Source organism: Priestia sp. MDV22-iso46 (genome assembly GCF_058629175.1).
The window spans coordinates 190,222-213,840 of the sequence record NZ_JBZVWT010000003.1 but is presented as its reverse complement, the minus strand read 5'-3'; the positions used below and the strand labels follow the sequence as shown (position 1 = coordinate 213,840).

General features: G+C 38.9%; 23 protein-coding genes and 1 pseudogene. 8 read left to right on the top strand and 16 right to left on the bottom strand.

Annotated elements, in window-relative coordinates:
* Window positions 1-70: 70 nt before the first annotated feature.
* The 6 genes from iolD to iolE form a co-directional block, all read right to left on the bottom strand.
* Window positions 71-1,993, bottom strand: a complete 1,923-nt coding sequence (iolD, locus tag AC4NPH_RS18325; RefSeq protein WP_055992653.1) for a 3D-(3,5/4)-trihydroxycyclohexane-1,2-dione acylhydrolase (decyclizing) — start codon at window positions 1,991-1,993, stop codon at window positions 71-73.
* A 595-nt stretch (window positions 1,994-2,588) separates the two neighbouring features.
* The gene (locus tag AC4NPH_RS18320) at window positions 2,589-3,344 is read right to left on the bottom strand and encodes a DeoR/GlpR family DNA-binding transcription regulator (RefSeq protein WP_013058168.1); all 756 of its coding nucleotides are present in this window, start codon (window positions 3,342-3,344) and stop codon (window positions 2,589-2,591) included.
* A gap of 416 nt (window positions 3,345-3,760) precedes the next feature.
* Complete coding sequence (gene fba, locus AC4NPH_RS18315) at window positions 3,761-4,600, bottom strand: class II fructose-1,6-bisphosphate aldolase (protein WP_041816712.1); 840 nt, start codon at window positions 4,598-4,600, stop codon at window positions 3,761-3,763.
* A gap of 46 nt (window positions 4,601-4,646) precedes the next feature.
* The gene (gene iolI / locus AC4NPH_RS18310; RefSeq protein ID WP_053487550.1) at window positions 4,647-5,504 is read right to left on the bottom strand and encodes a 2-keto-myo-inositol isomerase; all 858 of its coding nucleotides are present in this window, start codon (window positions 5,502-5,504) and stop codon (window positions 4,647-4,649) included.
* A 22-nt stretch (window positions 5,505-5,526) separates the two neighbouring features.
* Window positions 5,527-6,945: a sugar porter family MFS transporter gene (locus AC4NPH_RS18305; RefSeq protein ID WP_013058172.1), complete on the bottom strand. Its 1,419-nt coding sequence runs from the start codon at window positions 6,943-6,945 to the stop codon at window positions 5,527-5,529.
* Window positions 6,946-6,965: 20 nt separating this feature from the next.
* Complete coding sequence (iolE, locus tag AC4NPH_RS18300) at window positions 6,966-7,859, bottom strand: myo-inosose-2 dehydratase (RefSeq protein WP_098314713.1); 894 nt, start codon at window positions 7,857-7,859, stop codon at window positions 6,966-6,968.
* 948 nt (window positions 7,860-8,807) lie between these two features.
* On the opposite strand from iolE, the gene AC4NPH_RS18295 reads away from it, so the two are divergent.
* Window positions 8,808-9,068, top strand: a complete 261-nt coding sequence (locus tag AC4NPH_RS18295) for an HPr family phosphocarrier protein (RefSeq protein ID WP_029323251.1) — start codon at window positions 8,808-8,810, stop codon at window positions 9,066-9,068.
* A 199-nt stretch (window positions 9,069-9,267) separates the two neighbouring features.
* Window positions 9,268-10,329 carry an NAD(P)-dependent alcohol dehydrogenase gene (locus tag AC4NPH_RS18290; RefSeq protein WP_013058175.1) on the top strand — a complete coding sequence of 354 codons (1,062 nt, stop codon included), beginning with the start codon at window positions 9,268-9,270 and terminating at the stop codon, window positions 10,327-10,329.
* 80 nt (window positions 10,330-10,409) lie between these two features.
* Here AC4NPH_RS18290 and AC4NPH_RS18285 read toward each other — a convergent pair whose 3' ends face one another.
* The 3 genes from AC4NPH_RS18285 to AC4NPH_RS18275 all read right to left on the bottom strand — a co-directional run bounded on the left by AC4NPH_RS18285 (window position 10,410) and on the right by AC4NPH_RS18275 (window position 11,655).
* Entirely contained in the window at window positions 10,410-10,799 is a 390-nt protein-coding gene (locus tag AC4NPH_RS18285; protein ID WP_016764980.1) for a MerR family transcriptional regulator, read from the bottom strand.
* A gap of 248 nt (window positions 10,800-11,047) precedes the next feature.
* Window positions 11,048-11,224, bottom strand: coding sequence for an aspartyl-phosphate phosphatase Spo0E family protein (locus AC4NPH_RS18280; protein WP_231101766.1), 177 nt, complete (start codon window positions 11,222-11,224; stop codon window positions 11,048-11,050).
* Between the two features lie 242 nt (window positions 11,225-11,466).
* Complete coding sequence (locus AC4NPH_RS18275) at window positions 11,467-11,655, bottom strand: hypothetical protein (protein WP_013058178.1); 189 nt, start codon at window positions 11,653-11,655, stop codon at window positions 11,467-11,469.
* Between the two features lie 276 nt (window positions 11,656-11,931).
* On the opposite strand from AC4NPH_RS18275, the gene AC4NPH_RS18270 reads away from it, so the two are divergent.
* Window positions 11,932-12,459, top strand: coding sequence for a cupin domain-containing protein (locus AC4NPH_RS18270; protein WP_013058179.1), 528 nt, complete (start codon window positions 11,932-11,934; stop codon window positions 12,457-12,459).
* A gap of 693 nt (window positions 12,460-13,152) precedes the next feature.
* Here AC4NPH_RS18270 and AC4NPH_RS18265 read toward each other — a convergent pair.
* The 3 genes from AC4NPH_RS18265 to AC4NPH_RS18255 form a co-directional block, all read right to left on the bottom strand.
* Window positions 13,153-13,860: a hypothetical protein gene (locus AC4NPH_RS18265; RefSeq protein WP_098196776.1), complete on the bottom strand. Its 708-nt coding sequence runs from the start codon at window positions 13,858-13,860 to the stop codon at window positions 13,153-13,155.
* Window positions 13,861-13,876: 16 nt separating this feature from the next.
* On the bottom strand, window positions 13,877-15,031 hold the full coding sequence (locus AC4NPH_RS18260) for a ParM/StbA family protein (protein ID WP_013058182.1): 1,155 nt from the start codon (window positions 15,029-15,031) through the stop codon (window positions 13,877-13,879).
* A 380-nt stretch (window positions 15,032-15,411) separates the two neighbouring features.
* Window positions 15,412-16,281 carry an STAS domain-containing protein gene (locus AC4NPH_RS18255; protein ID WP_013058183.1) on the bottom strand — a complete coding sequence of 290 codons (870 nt, stop codon included), beginning with the start codon at window positions 16,279-16,281 and terminating at the stop codon, window positions 15,412-15,414.
* 233 nt (window positions 16,282-16,514) lie between these two features.
* On the opposite strand from AC4NPH_RS18255, the gene AC4NPH_RS18250 reads away from it, so the two are divergent.
* On the top strand, window positions 16,515-16,727 hold the full coding sequence (locus tag AC4NPH_RS18250; RefSeq protein ID WP_013058184.1) for a cold-shock protein: 213 nt from the start codon (window positions 16,515-16,517) through the stop codon (window positions 16,725-16,727).
* A gap of 516 nt (window positions 16,728-17,243) precedes the next feature.
* Window positions 17,244-17,684: pseudogene (locus AC4NPH_RS18245) on the top strand (hypothetical protein); the annotation flags it as partial.
* Window positions 17,685-17,884: 200 nt separating this feature from the next.
* On the opposite strand, the gene AC4NPH_RS18240 reads toward AC4NPH_RS18245, so the two are convergent.
* The 3 genes from AC4NPH_RS18240 to AC4NPH_RS18230 all read right to left on the bottom strand — a co-directional run bounded on the left by AC4NPH_RS18240 (window position 17,885) and on the right by AC4NPH_RS18230 (window position 20,169).
* On the bottom strand, window positions 17,885-18,070 hold the full coding sequence (locus tag AC4NPH_RS18240) for a hypothetical protein (RefSeq protein ID WP_137738855.1): 186 nt from the start codon (window positions 18,068-18,070) through the stop codon (window positions 17,885-17,887).
* A 104-nt stretch (window positions 18,071-18,174) separates the two neighbouring features.
* Entirely contained in the window at window positions 18,175-18,375 is a 201-nt protein-coding gene (locus tag AC4NPH_RS18235) for a hypothetical protein (RefSeq protein ID WP_055992671.1), read from the bottom strand.
* A gap of 459 nt (window positions 18,376-18,834) precedes the next feature.
* Window positions 18,835-20,169 carry an SH3 domain-containing protein gene (locus AC4NPH_RS18230; RefSeq protein ID WP_098598668.1) on the bottom strand — a complete coding sequence of 445 codons (1,335 nt, stop codon included), beginning with the start codon at window positions 20,167-20,169 and terminating at the stop codon, window positions 18,835-18,837.
* A 345-nt stretch (window positions 20,170-20,514) separates the two neighbouring features.
* Between AC4NPH_RS18230 and AC4NPH_RS18225 the strand changes: the two genes are divergently transcribed.
* The 3 genes from AC4NPH_RS18225 (at window position 20,515) to AC4NPH_RS18215 (ending at window position 22,482) form a co-directional block, all read left to right on the top strand.
* Entirely contained in the window at window positions 20,515-21,726 is a 1,212-nt protein-coding gene (locus tag AC4NPH_RS18225) for an AGE family epimerase/isomerase (RefSeq protein WP_098196777.1), read from the top strand.
* Between the two features lie 133 nt (window positions 21,727-21,859).
* Window positions 21,860-22,162 (top strand): hypothetical protein, encoded by a 303-nt coding sequence (locus tag AC4NPH_RS18220; protein ID WP_013058189.1) that lies wholly within the window; start codon window positions 21,860-21,862, stop codon window positions 22,160-22,162.
* 17 nt (window positions 22,163-22,179) lie between these two features.
* Window positions 22,180-22,482, top strand: coding sequence for a hypothetical protein (locus tag AC4NPH_RS18215; RefSeq protein ID WP_155660409.1), 303 nt, complete (start codon window positions 22,180-22,182; stop codon window positions 22,480-22,482).
* Window positions 22,483-22,529: 47 nt separating this feature from the next.
* Here the strand turns inward: AC4NPH_RS18215 and AC4NPH_RS18210 are convergent, their stop codons facing one another.
* Window positions 22,530-23,471 (bottom strand): magnesium transporter CorA family protein, encoded by a 942-nt coding sequence (locus AC4NPH_RS18210; RefSeq protein WP_013058191.1) that lies wholly within the window; start codon window positions 23,469-23,471, stop codon window positions 22,530-22,532.
* Window positions 23,472-23,619: the final 148 nt, after the last annotated feature.

Below are 23,619 nucleotides of genomic sequence, written 5' to 3'. Positions count from 1 at the left end.
TCTATTTCTTATTTTTTAACGTGTTTATGCTAGGGACACTTTTTGCTAAAGCTTCTAGTTTTTTAAGAGCTTAATATTTTCTTGCTTTTTGCAACTGGCTTTCTTTGCCTTCAAACGCCGTTTGAACGTCTGAGCTTTCAGATACGGCTGCTACTCCTACATGCCACCAAGAATCGTAGCCGTCCGTCATTGTTTTTGGAAGAACTTTAATGTCAATCAGTGTACTAACACTTTGCTTTTTTGAATCTTCAATGGCACATTCAAGCTCTTCCATCGTATACACTTCATATGTTTTTGCTCCGTACGCAGCTCCAGATTGAGCAAAGTTGATGCGCATAATATCTCCATCAAGCTGCCCCGTCCGTGGATTACGAACGCGGAATTCTGTGCCGAAGCTTTCAATTCCATTATCCATTTGCAAGTTGTTGATGCAGCCAAAGCCTGAATTATCAAAAAGAACAATATTTATTTTAATTCCTTCTTGAATGCTCGTTACCAGCTCACTATGAAGCATTAAGTAGCTTCCGTCTCCTACCATCGCATACACTTCTTTATCCGGCTCAGCCATCTTAGCGCCCAAGGCAGAAGCAATTTCATAGCCCATACATGAATATCCGTATTCAAGGTGATACGTATTACGTTCATTTGAGATCCACATGCGCTGAAGGTCACCCGGGAGGCTTCCCGCTGCACATGTAATAATAGAATCAGGTGCAATTAGTTCGTTTACTTTACCAAGCACAGTCGTTTGGACAAGTTCTGTGCTCAGGCTATCTTTATATTCCGACAGGCTTTGATCAAAATGCCCTTTGATTTCCGGAACAAATTCTTCGCCTGTGTATGCAATGTTTTTTAGACGAGTCAGCTCTTCATTCCACTCTGATTTAGCTTCTTCAATTTCAGTTTCATAGCCTGATTTGTAGCCTTCTAACGCAGACGAAAGAGCTTCAAGACCCACTTTGGCATCCGCGACAATTTTGGTAGCCTCCAGTTTTGACGCGTGAAATTCAGAAATATTAATGGTTAACACATCCGTCTCAGCGTAAAACAGCTTTGAAGAAGTCGTAAAATCTGTGAAACGTGTCCCCACACCAATAATTAAATCCGCGGATTGTGCTATTTTATTAGCAGCGCTGTTACCCGTTACGCCAACTCCTCCTAGATTTAAAGGGTGATTGCTTTCAAGACCGCTTTTTCCAGCTTGCGTTTCGCTAAACGGAATATGAAACTTTTCAGCAAATGCAGAAAATGTATCCGCAGCCTCTGAATAACGAACGCCGCCTCCTAAAATAAGAAGAGGCTTTTTCTTTGATTTAATCAGCTCCACCGCATTTCTAATACTTTCTTGCGAAGGCTCGCGGCGTTCAATTAGGTGGGTACGCTCACGGAAGAAACTTTCTGGAAAATCCCACGCTTCCCCTTGTACATCCTGCGGCAGCGCGATTGTAACGGCTCCTGTATCTGCCGGATCTGTTAATACACGCATCGCATTGATCATAGCCGACATCAGCTGTTCTGGACGGCTGACTCGATCCCAGTACTTGCTGACGGACCGGAAGGCATCATTTGTAGAAAGAGATAAATCATGCGTTTGTTCAATTTGTTGAAGAACCGGATCTGGCTGGCGAGTTGCAAACACATCGCTTGGCAAAAGCAGCACCGGAATATTGTTTGCAGTAGCCGTCGCAGCCGATGTAACCATATTCGCTGAGCCTGGACCAACGGAAGAAGAGCAGGCCATGATTTGCTTTCGATGTTTTTGTTTTGCAAAAGCTACTGCAGCATGAGCCATTCCCTGCTCGTTTCTGCCTTGATACACTTCAAGCTCCCCTGGGTTTTCCTGCAGCGCTTGCCCGATCCCCACCACATTTCCATGTCCAAAAATGGTGAATACTCCTTTGATGAAACGCTCTTTTTTTCCATCAAACTCTACATATTGCTGATTTAGAAATTTTACTAAAGCTTGACTAGTTGTTAACCTTATCGTTTTCATATACCTTCCTACCTTATCTTCTGAAATTAATCACCATCAGATTGATTTTTCTACCCTTTTTTCTTTTTTTAAATGAAATCGATTTCATTCCATGCGATAAATGAGGTTCTATCCTCTTACTTACTAGCTCTTTCCTTTGTTTTAGCTCCTATTTAGCGATGAGACAAATACTTTCAATCCCTGTACTTTTTAATACTTGAAGATGGAGAAAAGCTCGAAAATTCATCATAAATTCCACTTTCTAATGAAATCGATTTCATTTGGTGTTAAAAAAATATTTTTCAAACTCCATCCTTAACTTCCCCATCAATTTTTCATGTTCTGTCTTACTTGTAAAACCAATCTTATTATACATTTAGCTTCGTTCAATGAAATCGATTTCATCTAATTTTAAAAGCGCTTTCTTATCTATGAACCTAGTTTATAATATTCAGTTTACTTTGTAAACACTTTTTTAAAAATTTTGTTAGTTTATCTTTTCATTCATTGTAACCGCTTTATAGAGGAGCACGATGTGAAGAAAAAAGAAAAGGCATACTTCTATGTATGCCTACTGGCTCTAGATCTAAGCATATGTATAATAACTCAAAAACACTTATTCTTCCGCAAGGATAAGTGTAATCTCATTTTCTTTTGCATAGTGCTGATAGCTGACGTCCACTTTATCTGTAATTAAATAATCCACTTCATGCAGCTGACAATACGTAATCATTGCATACTTATCAAATTTTGTATGATCTGCTAATAAAAACACTTTTGTACTTCTTTTTATGACCGTTTCTTTGATTTCACTTTCAACGGGCGATGAATTGGTAACGCCATTTGATATGGAAATACCCGTAGAAGCCATAAATACTTTATCAAAGTTGTAGTTCTTTACAGGATTGGCATGGTTAAAGCTTGAAAATGATTGAGTTTCACGCTCAAGATAGCCGCCCGTAGAAATTACTTTTAACGCATCAAAAGGCAAGGCTTTTACTATAACATCTAAACTATTGGTAACAATCGTTATTGATTTGTCTTTTAGAAATTCAATCATTTCTAACGTGGTGGTTCCTGAATCAATAAAGATGACGTCTCCGTCTTCTACGTACTGAGCTGCCGTTTTGGCAATTAAACGCTTTTGAAACTGATTTCTTGTTTGTCTTTCATTAAATGATTCAAGCTTCACATGGTTAACGGCTACTCCGCCATATACTTTTTTAATATGCCCTTCATCCACTAACTTTTGAACGTCGCGTCGAATCGTGTTTTTGGAGACTTCAAACACCGAAACCAAATCATCTAATGAGACAGATTCATGTTCAAAAACATACTCTTGAATTTGTTGAATTCGCTTCGTTTTTAACATTTCTACCTCTCCCGTTTATCTTTCTTTTCGCTTTTTTGTTACTTACTATTATAACCTTTACAAAAGGCATTTTCTAGAAGAGTAACTGCTAAAACAAAGAGAGTTTGAGACATAACTACATCAATTCCAGCTAAAGACAAACAAGTTAGATACATAAGCTAGTATAAATCGTTTGTTGCACCGCTGGTGATTTTCGTGCAAGGCTTCGCTTCCTGCGGGGTCTCACCTCTTCCGCTTTTCCCGCAGGAGCCTTCGCCTTCCCCTCCAATCAACAGCTAGAAGCAACTACATACCTGAAACCTACGCTCATCATCACCATGAAAAAATCCGAACGAGTTTGATTCTCCATCAAGAATCTCCATTCATCGTTCGGATATTGCTTCAACTATAATGCTTTTGTCCCAGCCTCTTTTTTATTAAGCCTTATGACTTGTATGAAACTCTCTCATTTTCTCTTTTACAGTCGCCATAACCGCTTCTTTTCCCGGTGTAAGAATGGTTCGCGGATCATACACTGCACTGTCGCTTTCCAATGTTTGACGGACAGCGCGCGTCCAGGCCTGAAGGCACTCTGTGTTCACATTGATTTTCGCATGTCCAAGAGCTATTGCTTTTTGAATTTGATAGTTTGGTATACCCGAACCGCCGTGTAAAACCAGCGGTACATCTGTTAAGTCAGCTATTTCTTTCATTTCATCAAAGCCTAGCTGCGGTTCGCCTTGGTACTGTCCGTGAACTGAACCTAAAGCAGCCGCCAAAGCATCGACTCCCGTTTCTTTTACAAGACGCAGACATTCGGCAGGGTCAGCGTACACGATGTTGCCAACAAGCCCGTCTTCCATGCCTCCGACTGTTCCGACTTCGGCTTCAACGGAGACATACTGAGCAGCAGCATAGTCTACTACTTGCTTAGTCATGGCAATATTTTCATCAATTGGATAGTGAGAACCGTCAAACATGACCGAGCTAAACCCAGCGTCGATAGCTTTTTTACATCTTTCTACACTCATACCGTGATCTAAGTGAAGCGCGACAGGAACTGTAATGTTCATTTCGTCTAACAAGCCTTCAATCATGCCTACAATCGTTTTAAATCCGCCTAAATAGTCTACAAGCCTGTCTGAAACGGCTGCAATGACAGGCGCTTTTTCCTCTTCGGCAGCTTGTAAAATGGCCTGTGCCCACTGCAGGCTGTTAATATTATACTGACCAACCGCATAGTTTCCTTTTTTAGCGGCATGAAGCATATCTTTCATTGATACTAGTTTTGAAGATACTAACGTCACCGACTGACACTCCTTATCATGAATATGATTTTGTTGTTTGAAAGCTGTAGTATTCCGAGATAGCCTTAATGGTTGTCTCTTTAGCCGTCTTAATTGCTTCTTCCGCGTTTAATTGATAATATTCAGGTCGAAATAGCTCTACAGATACCGCGTCATCATAGCCTTTTTCCTTTAATGTTGAGAAAATAGCAGCTAAATCAATTGCTCCTAGACCTGGCCATACTCGGTCTTCATCTGTTAAGAAGCCAATAGGAAAATCTTCCGTGTCATCAATATGAACGATAAATATTTTAGAAATATCCGCTTGTTTTAAGTCTTCTAGTTTTGATCCCATTGCATGGAAGTGGAAGCAGTCAAGTACTAAGCCTACGTTATCGCGGTTTACAGCTTGAACAATATCATAAGCTTGATCAAATGTATTAACCGTGCACTGAGGGTGTCCTACAAACTCAACGGCGATTTTAACTCCGTAAGGTTCAGCCAATTCCGATAATTCATTCAGCACTTGTACGCAGCTATTCTTAATCTCTGCTTTTACTATTTTTTGTTCCGTTACTAAAGGAACGGCTACAATATAGGGAGCACCTATCTTTTGAGCGGTTTCTAGCATACTTTTAAACTCTTCTATCACTTCCTTGTACTCTTTTTCACTGCGGTTATTAAAGAAGACTAAAGCATTCAGCGCTAGCGGTTTAATATGATTTTCATTAAAAAACTGCGCTAAATCATCCATTGAGTGGCTTTCTAAATACTCAGGCAGCTTATCCATTGTACGAATTTCGATATAATCATATCCGTGCTTGTTGCAATACTCAAGGTCCTTTACAAGATTTGAATTTTCTAATGTTGTTGCTTCGTTAAAACATAGTTTCATAATCATTCTCTCCATTCTTTACTTAAATAATTTTATTGTCATTCATGACGTCAGCGTCTTCATTATCATAGCTGCGGAACCTTTGCTCCAGTTCTTCAAGTGTAAGCCCTTTCGTTTCTGGTAAAAACTTTTTAACAAATAAAATCGCTCCGATTCCGAGTACAACAAAAACAAAAAACGTAGTGGATAAGCCAATGCTGGCCAGTAAAACAGGAAACGTTAACCCTACAAGGAAGTTAATTCCCCACAGACAAAATACGGTAACACCCATCCCTAAGCCTCTTAATCGTAAAGGGAAAATTTCCGAAAGCATTAGCCACGTTACCGGGGATATAGCTCCCTGCTGAAACGCGAGGAACGTAATCGTTAGTGCTAATACGATATATGGAAGTGCCGCAGATCCTTCAAATACAAGAGAAAATATACCAATCAGCAGCAGGGCAGTAGTCGTTCCCACCAATCCCGTTATAAGCATTGGTCTGCGTCCAACTTTACCTAGCAGCCAAATCCCTACAAACGTGGCTAAAACAGATATGACTCCATTTCCGATATTTCCAATAAGAGCAGCTTCTGTTTGAAAACCTGCGTCTTTTAAAATTTCAGTGCCGTAATACATGATGGAATTTACGCCGGTAATTTGCTGTACGACAGCAATTCCAATACCAAGGAAAACGACTCTTCGAACCCACGGAGTTGTTAAGTCTTTAAACGTTGCTTTTTCCATTTTTGCTTCTTTCTCGTAAGCGCTCTCAATCTCCTGCAGCTCTGATTTGGCTCGTTTACTTTCTCGTATCTTTTGAAGAACCGTTAGCGCTTCGTTATTTTTCCCTTTTGACACAAGCCAGCGCGGACTTTCTGGTACTCTAAGCATGCCAAAGAATAAAAAGACAGCTGGAATGGCAGCGATTGGCAGCATATATCGCCAAACGTGAGGGTTTTCTCCTAGCATATTTCCGATAATCGCGTTAAACGTAAAGGCAAGAAGTTGACCAGTAACAATCATAAGTTCATTTTGAGTTACCATTTTCCCTCTGCTTTCAGCTGGTGACATTTCAGCTAAATATGTCGGTACGGTAACAGATGCGCCCCCTACAGCAAGTCCTAATAGGAAACGGCAAAGAATCATAACGGCTGCGTTTGGCGAAATTGTACATCCAATTGTGGAAACAAAAAATAGAATGGCGAGATACAGAATCGTTTTACGCCGCCCGTTATAATCTGCTAGCCTGCCGCCTATCACTGCACCAAATGCAGCACCAAATAACAGAGCGCTCGTTACAAGACCTTGAGTAAAAGAGTTGAGATTCAATTGATCAGATTCAGACATATAAGGCAGTGCCCCGTTAATAACTCCCGTGTCATATCCAAAAAGCAGTCCACCAAACGTAGAAACTAAAATGATCGTACGTAAAAATGAATGTTGATTTCCCTGTTTACCCATGCTAATTCCCCCGTCTTATTTTAAGAATGAATAACTAACTTTTCGTTAATGTACTTTCGGGCCATTAAAGCATATTCCAATGGATGCGCAATGGAAGGGTCCTGTTCCGCCTCAACCACAATCCATCCTTTGTAATTATAGTCAACTAACGCTTTATACACGTTTGTAAAATCTACACATCCATCACCCGGCACGGTAAACATACCGGCTAGAAACGACTGCAAAAATGACTTTCCTTCTCGCTTGCACTGCTCCAGTACGTTTCTTCTTGCATCTTTAAAATGAACGTGTTTAATACGATCTATATGTTTATGTAATAGCTCCATATAGTCTCCGTCAGAAACATAAATATGTCCCGTATCATATAAAAGATGAACATGATTTGCGTCCGTTCCTTCCATTAACCGATCAATTTCAGCTAATGTCTGTACACCTGTTCCCATATGGTGATGATAGACAAGACGTAAACCGTATTCTGCTGCGATTTTTCCCAGCTCATTTAATCCTGCACATAAAGCTTCCCATTCTTGATCACTGAAATAAGGTTTTTCAGCAAAAACATTTCTTTCAACCCCTTGAACACTGTAAGTTTGCTCAGATACGACCGCCACGTCAGCATGCACTTCCTGTAGATACTGACAATGTTTGTGAAATAAACTTAACGTCTCCTCTATCCCATCACGAATGATAAAACTGCTAAACCATTGACCCGCAATTCTTAAATTTCGAAGCTCAAGCTCTTTGTTTAATATGCTTGGTTCAGGAAAAAAACCTCCCACTTCTGTTCCTTGAAAGCCCGCTACGACGATATCGCTTAACAGATGCTGCAATGTGTTTTCTGCACCAATTTCAGGAATATCATCATTTCTCCAGCCGATTGGAGCAATTCCCCACAGAATATTTTCGTTTCCCATTTTGATTCCTCTTTTCCCCTTATTGTGTAATGCTGCCTCACTAGCAATAGATAGTGATAAAACTTAACAATCCTATAACTCTACAAATGAAATCGATTTCATTTGTAGATAAAAAAACTCTTTTGTTATGTGTTGGTTAAATATTGGTTAAGTTTGAATTAATATTAATATTAAAAACGCTTTCAGTCAATGATAAAATTTCAGAATTTTTTATACACTGCATCTGCCTAAAAGCTTATTCCTTCTAAAAATGCTACTTATAAAAGATATCGTATCCACTTATATAACCACAAAAAAAGCTTTATCTACTGTTATTTCAACAATAGATAAAGCTTTTATGAGCAAAGTTATATTTCTTATTTTAATAGTATGATTATTTAGTATGAATTTATGGAATAGATTTATAAAAAAATGACCTGCATCCTTTTTATAATCAGTTTCCTTTTACTTTTATAATAGCTTCTCCATAGCTTGTCATTGACGTTTTAAATTCAGTTATGAACTGTTCTATTTTTGAAATAGATTTTTTCATTTCATCGTCCCCTTTGCCTCTTATATAGCTCTATTATCAACAATTGTCTGCTGTTTGACAAAGTCAGTGGAAACGGAAACATTTCACATGAAAACGTACACATACCTGTTAAAAGAAGCAAATCTTCTCATTTGCTTAGTATTTCATCATTTTTCTTTCTTTTTTAGGGTCTCTTCTTACGTTTTTTGCTTATCCAACAAAAGGATTTATGAGAACTTTCCTTTAAAAGCGGCAGTGCGCTTCGCTCGCATTCCCTCATACTAACAGCAGGATCACTATGTGCATTAACATTAGGCTTACCTTTTCTTACCTTTTCTTCCCTTTCCTCTTTTTATCCAAATTACCTCTTGCCTTAAAGTAGACTTTAACGTTTAAGCTAGTTTTATAGCTTTAAAAAACAAAAAAGGAGAAATACTATGCTGATTAAAAGGATTATGGTGCAACTCCCCGGCGGACTTCAGGCTAGACATACAGCTTTATTTGTACATAAAGCTTTCTCTTTTAAAAGTAACATTCTTCTTGCGAAAGACGGAAAATCTGCGAATGCCAAATGCATAATGAAGGTTATGGAGCTAGCTGTTAAAGAAGGAGATGAAATTACCTTACTGACAGGTGGAATCGATGAACACGCCGCCGTTCGCACCCTTGAAGAATTTCTTTTAACTAAACATAGATAAAAAGCTGCTACACTATTCCTTACTCTCCTTTTTTTCATAAAATCATAGAAAGCAAAATTTTTTTAAAAAACTCTTGCTTTAAAGTCGACTTTAACGTTTAAGCTAGTGTTGTAGCTTTTAAATACATCAAGCGTAGTCAGTGAATGCCATTGTGCTAGCAACTGGTTATGTTTAATACGAAAGGATTGTGTTTTTACTTATGTGTAATAATCATCAACATACAACAACATCACGTGTTCTAAGTGCGCCGCATGCAAAGGCAAAATTCGAGAACACGACAATTGAACGCAGAGAACTGCGAGCAGACGACGTTTTAATTGATATTAAGTTTAGCGGTATCTGTCACTCTGATATTCATAGTGCATTTGATGAGTGGGGCGGCGGAATGTTCCCGATGGTTCCTGGTCATGAAATCGCAGGAGTAGTTGAAGCGGTTGGAGAAAACGTAACAAAATACAAGGTTGGCGATCGCGTTGGCGTTGGATGTTTCGTTGACTCTTGCGGAGAGTGCGAGTACTGTGTGAACGGTGATGAGCAATACTGTACAAAAGGCGTTGTTCAAACGTATAATTCATTGGATTATGACGGAAACCGTACATACGGGGGCTACAGCCAAAAAATCGTCGTAAAAGAAGGATTCGTTGTTCGTATTCCTGATAATTTAAGTATGGATGCAGCAAGTCCGCTTCTATGTGCAGGGATTACAACATTTTCTCCGTTAAAGCACTGGAATGCCGGTCCTGGCAAGAAAGTTGCGATCGTGGGAATGGGCGGTCTTGGACATGTAGCGATTCAATTTGCACATGCAATGGGTGCTGAAGTAACCGTACTGAGCCGTTCTAACAATAAAAAAGAAGAAGCTCTAAGCTTTGGCGCAGACCATTATTTTGCGACAAGTGATGAGACGACATTCACTGAATTAGCAGGTCGCTTTGACCTTATCTTAAACACGGTATCGGCTAACCTGAACGTGGATCAATACTTATCTTTACTTCGCGTAGATGGAACGCTTGTTAATGTTGGCGCACCGGCTAACCCAGATCAATACAGCGTATTCTCACTTATCATGGGACGTCGCAGCATTGCTGGTTCACTTGTAGGCGGCATTCGTGAAACACAAGAAATGCTTGATTTTGCGGCTGAACACGGCGTTGCCCCTATGATTGAAGTTATCGATGCGAATCAAGTAGATGAAGCGTACGAACGCGTTCTTCGCAGCGATGTTCGCTATCGATTTGTTATTGATATCTCTACACTGTAAGTTTAGAAGAAAAGCGGGCAGCTAATTGAATTAGCTGCCCGCTTTTTATTCTTTATAAAATAAGAAAAACAAACGATAAATTAGGCTTTAGATGAAAGCTCTTCCTGATACTTTTGCTCTAATTTATCATAATAATCAATTTTCGTTTCAACTTTTCTAAAAGCTGCGTCCAGCTCTCTTTGTTTTTCCATCATTTTCTCTCTATGCTTTTCAAATATCTGCTTGCGCAAACCGATTGTATCATCGCCTTCTTGTGTTAATTCAACAATTTTACGTAATTCTAAAAGAGCAATATCCGTTTTTCGTAAGCAAATAATAAATTCTAGCCACTCGATATCGGACTCGCTAAAAATACGATTTCCGTTTTCATCTCTTTTTATAAAAGGTAAAAGCCCCTGCTGTTCGTAGTATCGAAGCGTATGCGTAGGCAGCCCTACCTTTGCAGCGGTCTCTTTAATATGATATTCCATTTCACTATACCCTCCATCGCCATTCTTAGTACGGCGTTTGCTTTATGTATCTAAGCTTCCCTTTTCACGGGTGCTTTCAACTCATCTTTTAGATTTCTACTATACGATATATATAATAGATTCCGCTATTTTCTTTGCTATAAGGTAACTGTATAAATAGTATCATAAACATTAAAGTAAACGTTAAGGCAACTTATAAAGAGCTGCCGTGAAGTCAGCAGCTCTTTTCATTTTTATATAAAATACGATTAATCTGCGGCCATCACTTTCCTTAGTTCATTTAATAAATAATCAAGGGTTTGACTGATTCGAACTGTATTACGGCTTGTAAAACCTTCTGTAAGTCCTAACATAACCATATGCTCTCTTTCTGTTTCGATTTCTGTCATTAAGACTTGCATGACAACTCCTTTATACCACTTCACAGCTCATCACCCCTTTTTACTATACATATATCTCATATGCGGTAATCTTAAACCTATCATACAGGTTTTTGGGGGTGAATAGCGAGTTTTATAGCTTCAACAGTTTTATTTTTTATAAAGTCAATATACTAATATACTTATTGAAATAGAAAGTATCACTCCACTTTCTGTTAGAAGTTAAGAAAAGGCCTCCATTTAGGAGGCCTTTTCTTATTTCTTATAAAGCAGTCTAATACAAAGCCTTAGCCTCTAAAATATTCTCTATAATACGAACCTTTCTCACACTCTATCTCATAGCGCAGCCTCGTTTGCTTTCTGTAAAGCTCTTCGGACAGCTCATTAAATTCACCTTCTGTGATAGATCCATGAATTAAATTGTTGAATAAATTATTAAGATGTTCAGTTAATTCTTGAAGTTTTTTTTCTTTCAATGAACGTCACCCTTTAAAATAATTTTCATCTCCTAAAATTATATCAAATAAAACGTTTTCATACGATATATTTTTTTAATGAATTATCGTATTAAAGTGATGAAAGTATTTTTTAACTACCGCAAAACAGTCGAAAGGCTCAGATAAATCATTAATCACATGATTTCAGCAAAAAAGAAGTGGATAAAGACCGCGGACAAAAAGGCAAATGGTATCAACCGTTTTGACAAAAGCATAGGATGAAAAGAAAAATTAAACGAGAAAAGGAGAATGAGTATGCACTATACACCTTATTATCATCAGTGGCAGACCCCATTGTACTACGGCTGGCAGCCATATAGTTATTATGTGCCGAATCACTATCACACCAGCGAACAGTTTCAGCAAAGAAACGGTAAATTAAAGGACTACGGACCAAGGCCATTTGTTATTAACATTAATGAAGCGTCAAAGCAAAATAATACGTACCGCACTGCTTTATGGACGGGAACACATTTACAAGTGACGTTAATGAGTCTTAAACCCGGTGAAGATATCGGCTTAGAAATCCACCCTAACGTTGATCAATTCCTGCGCATTGAACAAGGGCAAGGCGTTGTTCAAATGGGCAAAAGTAAAAACAATCTAACCTTTAAACGAAAAGTCTACGATGATGATGCGATATTTATCCCTGCCGGAACGTGGCATGATGTCACCAATACGGGTACCACTCCGCTAAAGCTTTACTCCATATACGCTCCTCCAAACCATCCGTTTGGCACAGTTCATGTGACAAAAGCAAACGCCCTGGCTGAAGAACATTAAAGATAAGCAGAGCGTTATGCAGGATTGGAAAGCTTTTTCAGGATCAATACTAAGTGAATAGACGGATGTTGACTAAAGAAGCTCGCTAGAAAATCGGTGTATGACCTTTTCTAGCGGGCTTTTTTTAAACTTGCTATACATACAGGATTTTATAGCCAAGGAAAGAATTATAGAATAAACTAATCTTTTTAAACAGCTCAAAATAACTGAAAGGCAAACAGGCGATGAAAATATTTTATAAAATTCCCAAATCAAACGTAAATCCTTCTCTTAAACTAGCAAGAAAAGTTCTATATATATCTGTAGAAGCAGTCATTATGACCATGCTTGTAATTAAATCTTTTACTGTGGCCTATGAAAACGACACAAATTTAATTCTCAGGCAGCTAAATGAACTGAAAGCTTCGATTGGCGGATTTGGCATAAACGAATCATTATTTTGGTTTATGATAAAGTGCAGTATTTGTACCATCGTTACATTTGATCTTTGCTTATACTTTCGAAAAAAGCTAAAAAGAAACAAAAGAGTTTTATAATTCATAAGCTAAAGCTTTTACATTGGTCCATTGGTTTTCCCATCAAGAATCTAGATTCATCGTTCGGACCTTCCTTCACCTAAAATACTTTTGTCCCGGCCTCATTTTTAATAGAAAAATAATAAAAGTAGAGGCATATTACGCCTCTACTTTCTGTTTAGAAATCTACATCGATATCTTCTTGAATGGTTCCGGTCACTTTTTCACTTTTAATTAATTGACCTTCTTTAAATGTTTCTTCTTCCTCATTTTTAACGGGTTTCAGCTGCTTATAAGAAGGAGCTAACGCAGAGCCCAGCTCTTTTTTGAGCAAATGAATTTCTCCTAACAGCTCGGCTCTTAATGAATGAACTAACGATTGAAAATCTTCTTCCCGGCTGTCTTTCTGCCCGTTTTGTTCCACAAGCTTCGCTACATAATCCTGAAGTTCCTTTTCCTGCGAGGCCTCATACTTCTCACGATTTGCAGCAAGACGTGAATTCATTTCTTTTTTTAATAAGTCAATTTCGCCCAACAGCTCTTTTCGAAGTGAATGAACTAACGTCTCCACTTCATTTTCTTTGCTCATTTTTTGCAAGTCTTGCTGTATGAGTCTTACTACATAGTCCTGCAGCTCGTTTGCCTGCTGTTTTTCTTTCAGAAATGAAGACACTTCTAACGGAATGCCAGCAGTTTCGATTGTGAAATTTGCACGTTCATCTCCATTACTTACGGGCTTTTCCCTTGCTCCCATCATATCTGCTGATAGATTGCCAGCTGTCAGAAACGCATTTGATAGTAAATAAAATGGTGCAGCCATTTGGGAGCTTAGCTGACCGTACCAATCATCTAGTGCTTCCTTAAGGCGAGTGTTTTGATGACTCATATATGCTCCCCCCTTTTTAAACGTGAACTGCGTTTGTTTCATGTCTGCTTAAAATTTCAAGACCGTATAAATTTAATTTGCGCGTCTCCGGCAAGAAAAGATGATTTTCTTCTCTGATTTCTTCCCCGTACATGTTATCAATCTGCTCTGCAATAAACTGTTGAAGGATAGGAGCCAGTCCTCCAATATAAATATATTTATAGACTTTATCTTTTGGCGATGGAAATAGATTTTCAACTTTCGTTAATAAAATTTGCGTGTATTCTCTAAGCGAAGCGTGAATAGGCTCCGTGAGATCTACTTTTTTCCCGCTATTGCCGTCTCTTTGCTCCATTTTTGCTTTATGGATATTGGCAATAATAAATTCTTCTAATGAACGAACATCGTCAAAATACTCAAGCAGTTTTTCATTTCTTAGCTTTTCAATATGCTTCAAATATGAAATATCCGTAAGACACTTCAGCGAATTTCTGCTTTTAGGAGCTTGAAGCCCTGCAGGAAGCAGCGCAAGGTCAACCGTGCCTCCGCCCAAATCTACAATTAGTGTTTCAAAATGTTTGAATGCATTTGCTTCTTCTCTATCTTGTAATTCAAAATCTTTTTTGATCGCCCAGCGAGCAACTTCGCTTTCAATACGGCATTTGCTCGTTTCAATGTTCACAGTGACCGTTTTTTCTAATCCAGGAGTCAATACCGTAACCGTGTGCTCTCCTTGAAAACGTTCGGCCATCTTCTGCTGCATTTCACTGAATTTATTTGTTTTCTTAAGCAGCCAAATCGGAAGCATAGTCGAGAAATAATTAATCGTCACATGATTATCCTCTTTGTCTTTTCCTTTAAGTATGTTGTAATAAGCAACTGAAGCTAAAAACGTCACATAAGGAATATCAGATTCAGTTTTATTATGTAACTTATTAATATGGATATTGCCTAGCACGTGTTTCTCTGCTGCGTCTCCTACTAAATAATACTTTTCTACTCCTTCAATTGTTGTAGAAATCAGTAAATTTTGAAGAAGTAATTCCGGTTCATTTACACTTGAAGGAAAATGACCCTCTGCCTGATCTTTTGTGATTTCTACTACGTTTGTAGGAATTTCATAGTAATAACCATCCACTAGCGTTTGAAAAATTGAGTTACCAAAATCAACGTTTTGACGTTTGATATCCATCCTTGTTTCTCCCCTTTATCTTTTCGTGACAACACTAATAAGTATATATTTTCCTCATTTGTTTGTCTAAGTATTTAAATAATTTATGTTATTCGAAATTGAAAATTAATTAATTTTAGACGGCTAATGTAATTGAAAAGCACTTGAAATGCTTCTTTTTACCAGTACCCATTTTTACAAAGAATGTAACATGTCACGCTGTGAGTTCCTCTTAATTTTTTTGCAATATAAGCCCTTCAATCACCAGCTAGAAGCAGCCATATACATGAAACCTACGTTCACCATAACAACAAAAAAACCCGAACCATCAATCAGATTAATAGTTCGGATTTAACTTCAACTAAAATATTTTTGTCCCAGCCTCTGGGTTTTTTAATTTATTAATAACGCCATTTGTCTTTTTTTCTTTGCGGGTTTTCTGGCAGTTTACTAAAGCCTATTTCTTCAAGACCTTTTTCTAACGTCGCTCTTGTTTTAATTGTTCCAAAATCGACTCCTAAATCCACAACGGTTTGCGCGATTTCCGGACGTATTCCGGTAATCATCGTTTTAGTGCCGATAAGCTGTAAGGCTTTTACAATTTGAAAAATATTGTCCGCTACCATCGTATCGACGATAAGAACACCTGAAATATCAAATATTAAATAACTCAGCTGCAGCTGAGCGCTTTTTTCTAAAGCCGTTTCCATAATAAGCTGCGAACGATGCGTATCAATTTGTCCAACGATTGGCATCACAGCGATTCCTTCAGAAAGAGGAACGATGGGAACTGATAATTCTTCTAGCGCTGCATAAGCGCGTTTTATGGTTTCCGTATTATGTTCTTCATAGATTTCGACAAATATATGATTAAGCTGATCAAGCATCGGATCAATTTTTTTACTTACATCAAGCATCGTAATAGGAGCAAACTGCTTCTGCTGCAGTTCTTCTGTAAAAACGCCCCATATCACTGTTCGAAACAGCGCGAGTGATTTTAACGTTTGACTCAAAGAAAGTCCGTTTTCCACAGCCACTTTTCCTATATCTGTACCCCACTGAACGATTTTCTTTAAAACGACCGAGCGCTCTTCGAATAACGACTCGCCTAAATACTCAATGAGTTCTGCTCTCCATTTTAAAACTTCGCTTTCTTCGTGGTAAACAAGCTTCCGCTTATATTCAGAGTCCATCAGATCAGAAAATTGTATCGCTAATTCCTGTTTATTATCGATAATTTTCTTCCCTATATATAACAACTCATCCCTCATTTTTTTCTTTATCTCCTTTAGGTAGCAGAATTAACGATTACATTTTATAACAATAGTTATATCACATACAATATAAAAATATAACCGAAATGAAAAAATTGTTAAGCCCTCCCTATTTACTTTTATCCCTACTCTTCTAATCGGTATACCTGCCATAAACATGATTGAAATTTCAGCGTTTGGGTAAAAAACTACTATGAATTTATTTCTATACTTATAAGGAGGATTTTTCAATGAGCAAACATAAAGGGACCGTTAAATCATTCAACGAATCAAAAGGATCTGGATTTATCACACCCGAAGACGGATCAAAAGAAGTGTTCGTTCACTCCAATGCGATCGACCATGAGGAATATAAAAACCTGTCAGAAGGTCAAAAAGTAGAGTTTGAAATTCAAGAAGGAGCTAAAGGACCCAGCGCTATAAAAGTACACCCAGTTGACTGATAGAGTGACATTTACATACAGGTTATGGGTAGACTGTCGAATCAAATACTATTCGAATCCTAAAACACCTCTTCGACTTTTATTCGAAAGAGGTGTTTTTCGATCATGCACATCAATTTACTAAAATTGGTTAATAGTATTCATTTTAAAAAACAGTTCTAAAGTTGTCGGACAAGTATCCAAACATTTCCTCTATGAGTGAATACCGTATAGAATGCTGCAAAGAAAGGGTGATTATTATAAAAAAGTATTATTTCCATTACAATGATAAAGATGATAAATATTATGTAGAAAAATCTTATCCTTACAAGAAGAAAGCTTCCCTTAACAATAAGAAAGAGCAGTTAGTTTCAAGAAGATGCCCCTGAGGAAGCACGCGGCTGGGCTTATGGACGTGAAGAAGGTAGCTCTGAAGAATCACAAGTTTGGACTTATGGACGCGATGAAGATTTCTATGAAGAATCACATGATTGGGCTTCTAGATATAAAGAAGATAAAGACAAAAAAGGAAGCATGCGGGAGTCAGCATTTAGAGCGCTCAATTTAACGATGCCTCAAAATGTTTCTGCAAATACGTTTGTAAAAGCAGTTTTCCCAACTGAACAATTTGATTTAACAAATGAATATAACCCGATTACTTCTACCTTCCGCCCCAAAAAAGATGGCGTATATTCCATCATTGCTACAATTGGATTCTCTCCTAACGACCAGATGCTAGATTATAGAACTCGTATAGAAATACGGGTAAATGGGACCACAGCTATCGCTATCGATAACGATTTCTTTGGCGGTAACACACCGTTTGTTAATGCGGTATCCGTGTCCACTATTTACAATTTAGAAGCTGGAGATCGCGTTGAAGTTTTTGTTCAAAGCAGCATAGCTGGTACAATCGTCACATCCGAAGATGGCTCACATTTTGAAGCAGCGAGATTTCCTTCTCCAACAAATAACTAACACTAGCTTTTAGACAAAAGCATCAATCCCCTCTTTTTAGATCGCTTCATTTTTCTAAAGGAGGGGATTTATATAAACATTAGTGGTCTAAAGGTCTGTAGAAACTTTTTAAGCGTTTGTATGTACATAATTTTTTAGTAGATTTATAGCATTAATCCAGTGTATAAACTCATGTACTTCTATGTAGTCTGCTGCCTCACTCACGCTTGCTTCGCTAACTTTTCCGTTACGCTGCCGAGTTCTTCAACTAACCCACTTAAAAATTCCGCCGTCTGGTCAATGATCTGCAGCGATTGCAGCTGACGCACGGAAGCAGAAGAAATGCTGCTGCTGCTTGCAGCCGATTGGCTGGCAAAAACGGTCATATCGCTGACGGCATGGAGCACCTGCGTAGATCCGGCTGCTATTTGCTGTGCGGAAGCAGCCGTTTGCTGAATTTGCTCGTGAACGTAGGCAGATGCGTCGGCGATTCGATTAAAAACATTTTCCGCTAGTAAGGGTAAAGGGAGTGATACACCCGCTCAGGGAGTACGCTTTCTAGCCGCATACCCGCTTCTCCTTGGCACCGTACAAGCTTAGCAGCCGCCTTATTCATTTTTTTATAATAAAGATGTTGGTTCTTTACTTCCGCTAAAAAAACCAGCTCATTCATTTGATCAAAATAAAATTCAAACATATGATCTTTCAACATGGTAGGATGCATCTCCTTCGTTTTTTCACAGATGAACGCCCCCTGTACTTTACACTTCTGTATGAAATATACACTAGATCTTTTCGCACACAAACACAACTTTAAATGTACAAATAGTAGTTCTTTTGTATCATTACCTACCCTCCTTCACAAGAAGGGTAAACATGATGAACAAAAATAAAAGAGAGTGAGGCATGGCTAAATCAAAGACGAACAAATGGGACAAAGAAGCTCGTAGGGGTTATTGGTCACACCGCGGTTGATTTCCGTGCAAAACTTTGCTTTCCCCAGGATCCTTCACCTTGCCCTCCACTCAACCGCTAGAAGCACCTGCATACATGAAACCTACTTTCACCAAAACAATTAAAAAATCCGAACGCGTTTGACTCTTGATAGAGAATCAAACGCGTTCGGATCTTCCTTCAATTAAGCTACTTTTATTCTAGCCTCTTTTTTAAACTACTTAATTCCGTAATATTCTTCAAGCGTAATGCCTTTACTTTTAATCGCCTGCGCCACTGGTTTGCCTACATATCGCAAATGCCACGGTTCATATTTATAGCCGGTTACCGCTTCTTTTCCTTTTGGATAACGAATAATAAATCCATATTCTGCTGCGTGGGCGTCGAGCCAAGTTGCTTCTTTTGTTCCGCCAAAGCAGTCTTGAGCAGCACATGTACCGTCTCCTTTTGTTACATCAATTCCAAGACCCGTTTCATGTTCACTCGTGCCTGGCAGTGCGCTATAAGTTGCCGCTTTATCATAACCATCTCTTTGAACATACGAACTAAAAAGCGCGCTTTGCGTTGCATGTGAACGGTAAGCTGATACGCCAAGAAGCGTAACGCCTTGTTTTTTCGCACCCGCAAATAACTGTGCAATAGCAGCGGCTGCTTCACTGCGCATTTTTTTCTTTTCCGTTTGTTCTTTGAATGTAAATGGAATCGTTGTATATACTAAATCTTTCGGAACGTAGTTTTCCGGAAGCTTGTTTTGTTTATTCACAACAACTTGTATGCTTTCAGGGTTCGAAACCACTTTCATACCAGCTAATGCTCGTACGTATTGACCGCTTACATAACCAGCCTTACCTTGATACGTAATTTTCAGCCAGCCGTTTGCTGCTTTAGCCGTTACGTCTAGCTGTGTGCCGGCTTTAAGTGTTGCCATGACAGCACCAGAAGTTGAAGCAGTTGTTCGAACATTTAAATTCGCCGTTGCCACATAGACAGAAGCCGTCGGAGCTGGAGCTGGAGCCGGTTCAGAAGAACCCGTTGATTCCTTTACGTATTGCGTGCTCACATAGCCCGTTTTGCCTTGATAGCTTACTTTTAGCCAGCCGTTCGCTGCTTGTTCTGTCGACGTTAGCTGCGTGCCTTGTTTGACCGTTACAACAATCGCGCTTGAAGTCGATGGACCGCTTCGAATATTTAAATTTGCCGTTGTTACATAGGTTTTGGTCGTTGAACTCGCAGACTTTTTAACATACTCACTGCTTACGTAGCCCGTTTTGCCTTGATAGCTTACTTTCAGCCAGCCGCTTGCTGCTTGTCCAACTACCGTTAGCTGCGTGCCTTGTTTGACCGTTGCAATAATCGCGTTGGACGTCGATGGACCGCTTCGAATATTTAAATTCGCCGTTGTTGTATATGTTTCCGCCGCTGCACTTGCGACAGTTGGCTCACCCGTAAAATTTAAAGAATGAAGACCTAGAGTTCCTGCCCCTACAAGTGTAAAAGCAAGACCTGTTACCGCTAATTTTTTGTAAAATCTTTGTTTGTTCACTTCTGTCATTTTTTATACCTCATTTGCAAAATATAATAGAAATACATGCTGCTAGTTTAATAGGTTAAGTGAAAACAGGATCCGATGTTTAAGCTCAACCTTAACTAAACAACATTAAGTAAAATTATTCGACGTCTAGAGGCTTACCATTACTTCGTTCCAGCTAGCACGTACTTTTAGAATACCGGATAATCGTGTCAAAAGTATATCAAAATATTTCAAACTTGTTTCCAAACTGATACATTTTCAACAAAAATAGAATAATAGAGCAGAAACAGCAAAAAAACCCTTACGTTTACTCCCAAATTCTTAGGGTAAAAAATAACTAAAAACAAAGACTGAGATGGTGATAAAATGAACACGGCAACGGATTTTTCCTCAACTTCGTTTCGAGAACCCCCCACATTAAAACAGCATATTTTTGATACGCTTCGTTTCTACTACCCCGCTTGTATTGACAAGAAAAACGGCGGGTATATCCATGAATACTACGACGACGGCACCGTCAACAACACGCATTCAAAACACTTGGTAAGTACGGCGCGCTTTATTTATATCTTCAGTGTAGGGGCTCTTTTAAACGGACCGGATTGGTGCAAAGAAGCAGCTCAGCACGGCATTCGTTTTCTACAAAACAACCATTATGATAGAGAGCACGACGGGTATTTTTTTGAAATAGCCGATGACGGAGAAGTAAAAGATGATTCTAAACAAGCATATGGCCACGCTTTTGCTCTTTTAGCTTCTTCCATCGCGTATCAAGCCGGCATTCAAGAAGCAAAAGAAACAATTGAACAGGTATATGACGTGATGGAAAAGTACTTTTGGGAAGAAACGCACGGCTTTTACCGAGATGAATGGGACGCATCGTGGTCAGCCTCTTCTTTATATCGCGGCCAAAATGCAAATATGCATATATGTGAAGCGATGCTTTCTGCCTTTGAAGCAACAAGAGATAAAAAATACTTAGACCGAGCGTACACGCTTGCAAAAGGCGTTACTCAGCAGCTTGCTGAACGATCTGGCGGCATGATCTGGGAGCATTATGATACAGACTGGCAGCCAGATTGGGAATACAATAAAAACAATACAAAGGATGAATTTCGTCCGTACGGCTTTATACCAGGACATCAGTTTGAATGGAGCAAGCTGCTTTTATGGCTTGATCGGCACCGTTCGGAAAACTGGATGACAGAACGTGCAAAAGATTTATTTGATAAGGGCTGGAACCGAGGCTGGGATGCTAGGTACGGAGGTCTTTACTTTGCGCTGTCTCCTCAAGAAGAGGTCATTGATTGGGATAAAAACTACTGGGTGATGGCTGAAGCCATTTCTGCGGCTTCACTGCTTGGGGTAAAAACCGGAGACAGCGGATATTGGAAAGCATACGACGCCCTGTTCTCCTACGGTCAGAAACACTTTATCGATCACACATATGGAGGGTGGTATCAGCTGTTAAATCAGCAAAACGAACGCTACAGCTCGAAAAAAAGCCCCGCTCCTAAAGCCGATTATCACCCTGTGGCAGCTTGCTATCAAACGCTGATAGCACTGAATTCTCTTTGAGATAATGCTCATGAAGAAACCGTTTTCTAGCAAATGCGTTTATTTCTTTTATTTAAGGGAATTTACTTACTAACAATCAATGTTTCTACAATTCAGAAAAAGCTCGACTATATATATGCAAGGAGTGAGGACGATGTATTTTTACGCGTTAGCACAAGGAACAGATTCTGGAGATCCAGTAACACTGCATCATGAGAAGAAATTTTCGAAAAAAGAATTTTTAGAGATGTTTAATGAAGCATTAGATGAGTTGGATACGCATCCAGCTCCAAGCGCTGTCGGTGAATACCTTTGCCGTGCGTACGGATTTCAAGAAATTGAAATCGAGACGGGTGTTGTATGCTACTGCGCTCCTTTTAGAAAGCTAGACGACTCGGATATTATAGAAGACCGTACGTACATGGACGCCACGACCGGAACACTAAAATACAACTAACCAAAAAGAAAGGTTGGATGCGTGTGAAGACCGTACAGAACATTTATCGAACGAGTGAAGCTGTACCAGAATCGGGCGCTTACGTTTGTGCGGAAGGTGAAATTAAACTCTTTCAAAAAGATGATCTTTTTACACCTTGCCCACATACACGTGAATCAACGACGTGGAAGCCTGTAGATGACGCCTTTTCAACCGGAGAATTGGTTCCGCAAACCGGTCGCTATACCGACGAAAACGGCAATCAAGTAAAGCTAAAAGAAAACGATTTATTTCCAAGATGCCTTCGTTCAGGTGAGCCTACGACGTGGAGGCGAGGATAACAGACAACAAAGCAGCCGCTTATTAAGCGGCTGCTTTTTCTTGAAGCTTATTTAAAAAATGAATTCTTTTTTCTTCCTTTTAACAGATCGCCCGTCCACCCTTTCATTCGTAAATAGAGATAAATGGCCACGGTTGAAAGAACAATTAAAATGAGTGCGTAGACATAGCCAAACTTCCAGTCAAGCTCCGGCATCCCTTTAAAGTTCATTCCCCAAAGAGCTCCAAAAGCCGTTAAAGGCGTACTGATTGCTGTCAGCAGCGTTAAAGCTTTCATAATCTCATTTCCTCGATGAGTAGACACAACTTCTTCTAATTTAATTAACGCGTCAAATTCTTTTTGATATTGTTCAATTAGCGTTAAGCCGATTTCGATTTTTTTACACATCCGCTGATATTCGACCGTTTGGTTAATTTTTTTATGAAATGCTTCTTCTATTCCCATTGTGACTTCTCGAACAGAGCTAATTAAATTTGTCCATATAAGCAGGTCATACCGGGCTTTATGAATGTCATCTAACACGTCAATGTTATTATTATGGCGCACTTCCCACAGAAGCTCTCTGAAATGACTTTCAAACTGATCAAACCCGTTTAAGTGCTTTTTCATAATTTCGCCTAAAAGAATAAAAAAGCTTTCTGCCGTGTTAGCAGACTGCTTCATGCGTTCAATCATTCGTTCATGATGGGTGTCTTGTAGGATTTCCAAATCAATTCCTGCCGTTATAATAAACTCCTCGGTGATATAAAAATGAAACGAATCGTAATTTTTTTGATCAAACGACTTCTTATGATAAATTAGTGAACCATAAATGAGCTCACTTCCCCCTACGACATCTACTTGAATATGATTAGAATTTTTCTTTTGCAGCTGCTGGCAAAACCATTCATCTCTTGGATACTGATAGTCTTTGATTATATCAGCTATTCCATCTGCTTCTTCTAAATCAAACTGATACCATTTCCATTGATCGTTCGTCACGGTATTCATACTTTCCCTCTTTCCCCTTTTATTAGAATTTTTCCCTATATACAATCATTTAAAACCTATCACGCAAAATAAACATACATTTCATATCCATCTTTATAAAAAAGGTGCTATAATAAATACGTTGCTCACATGCGCAATGCTTTATCAG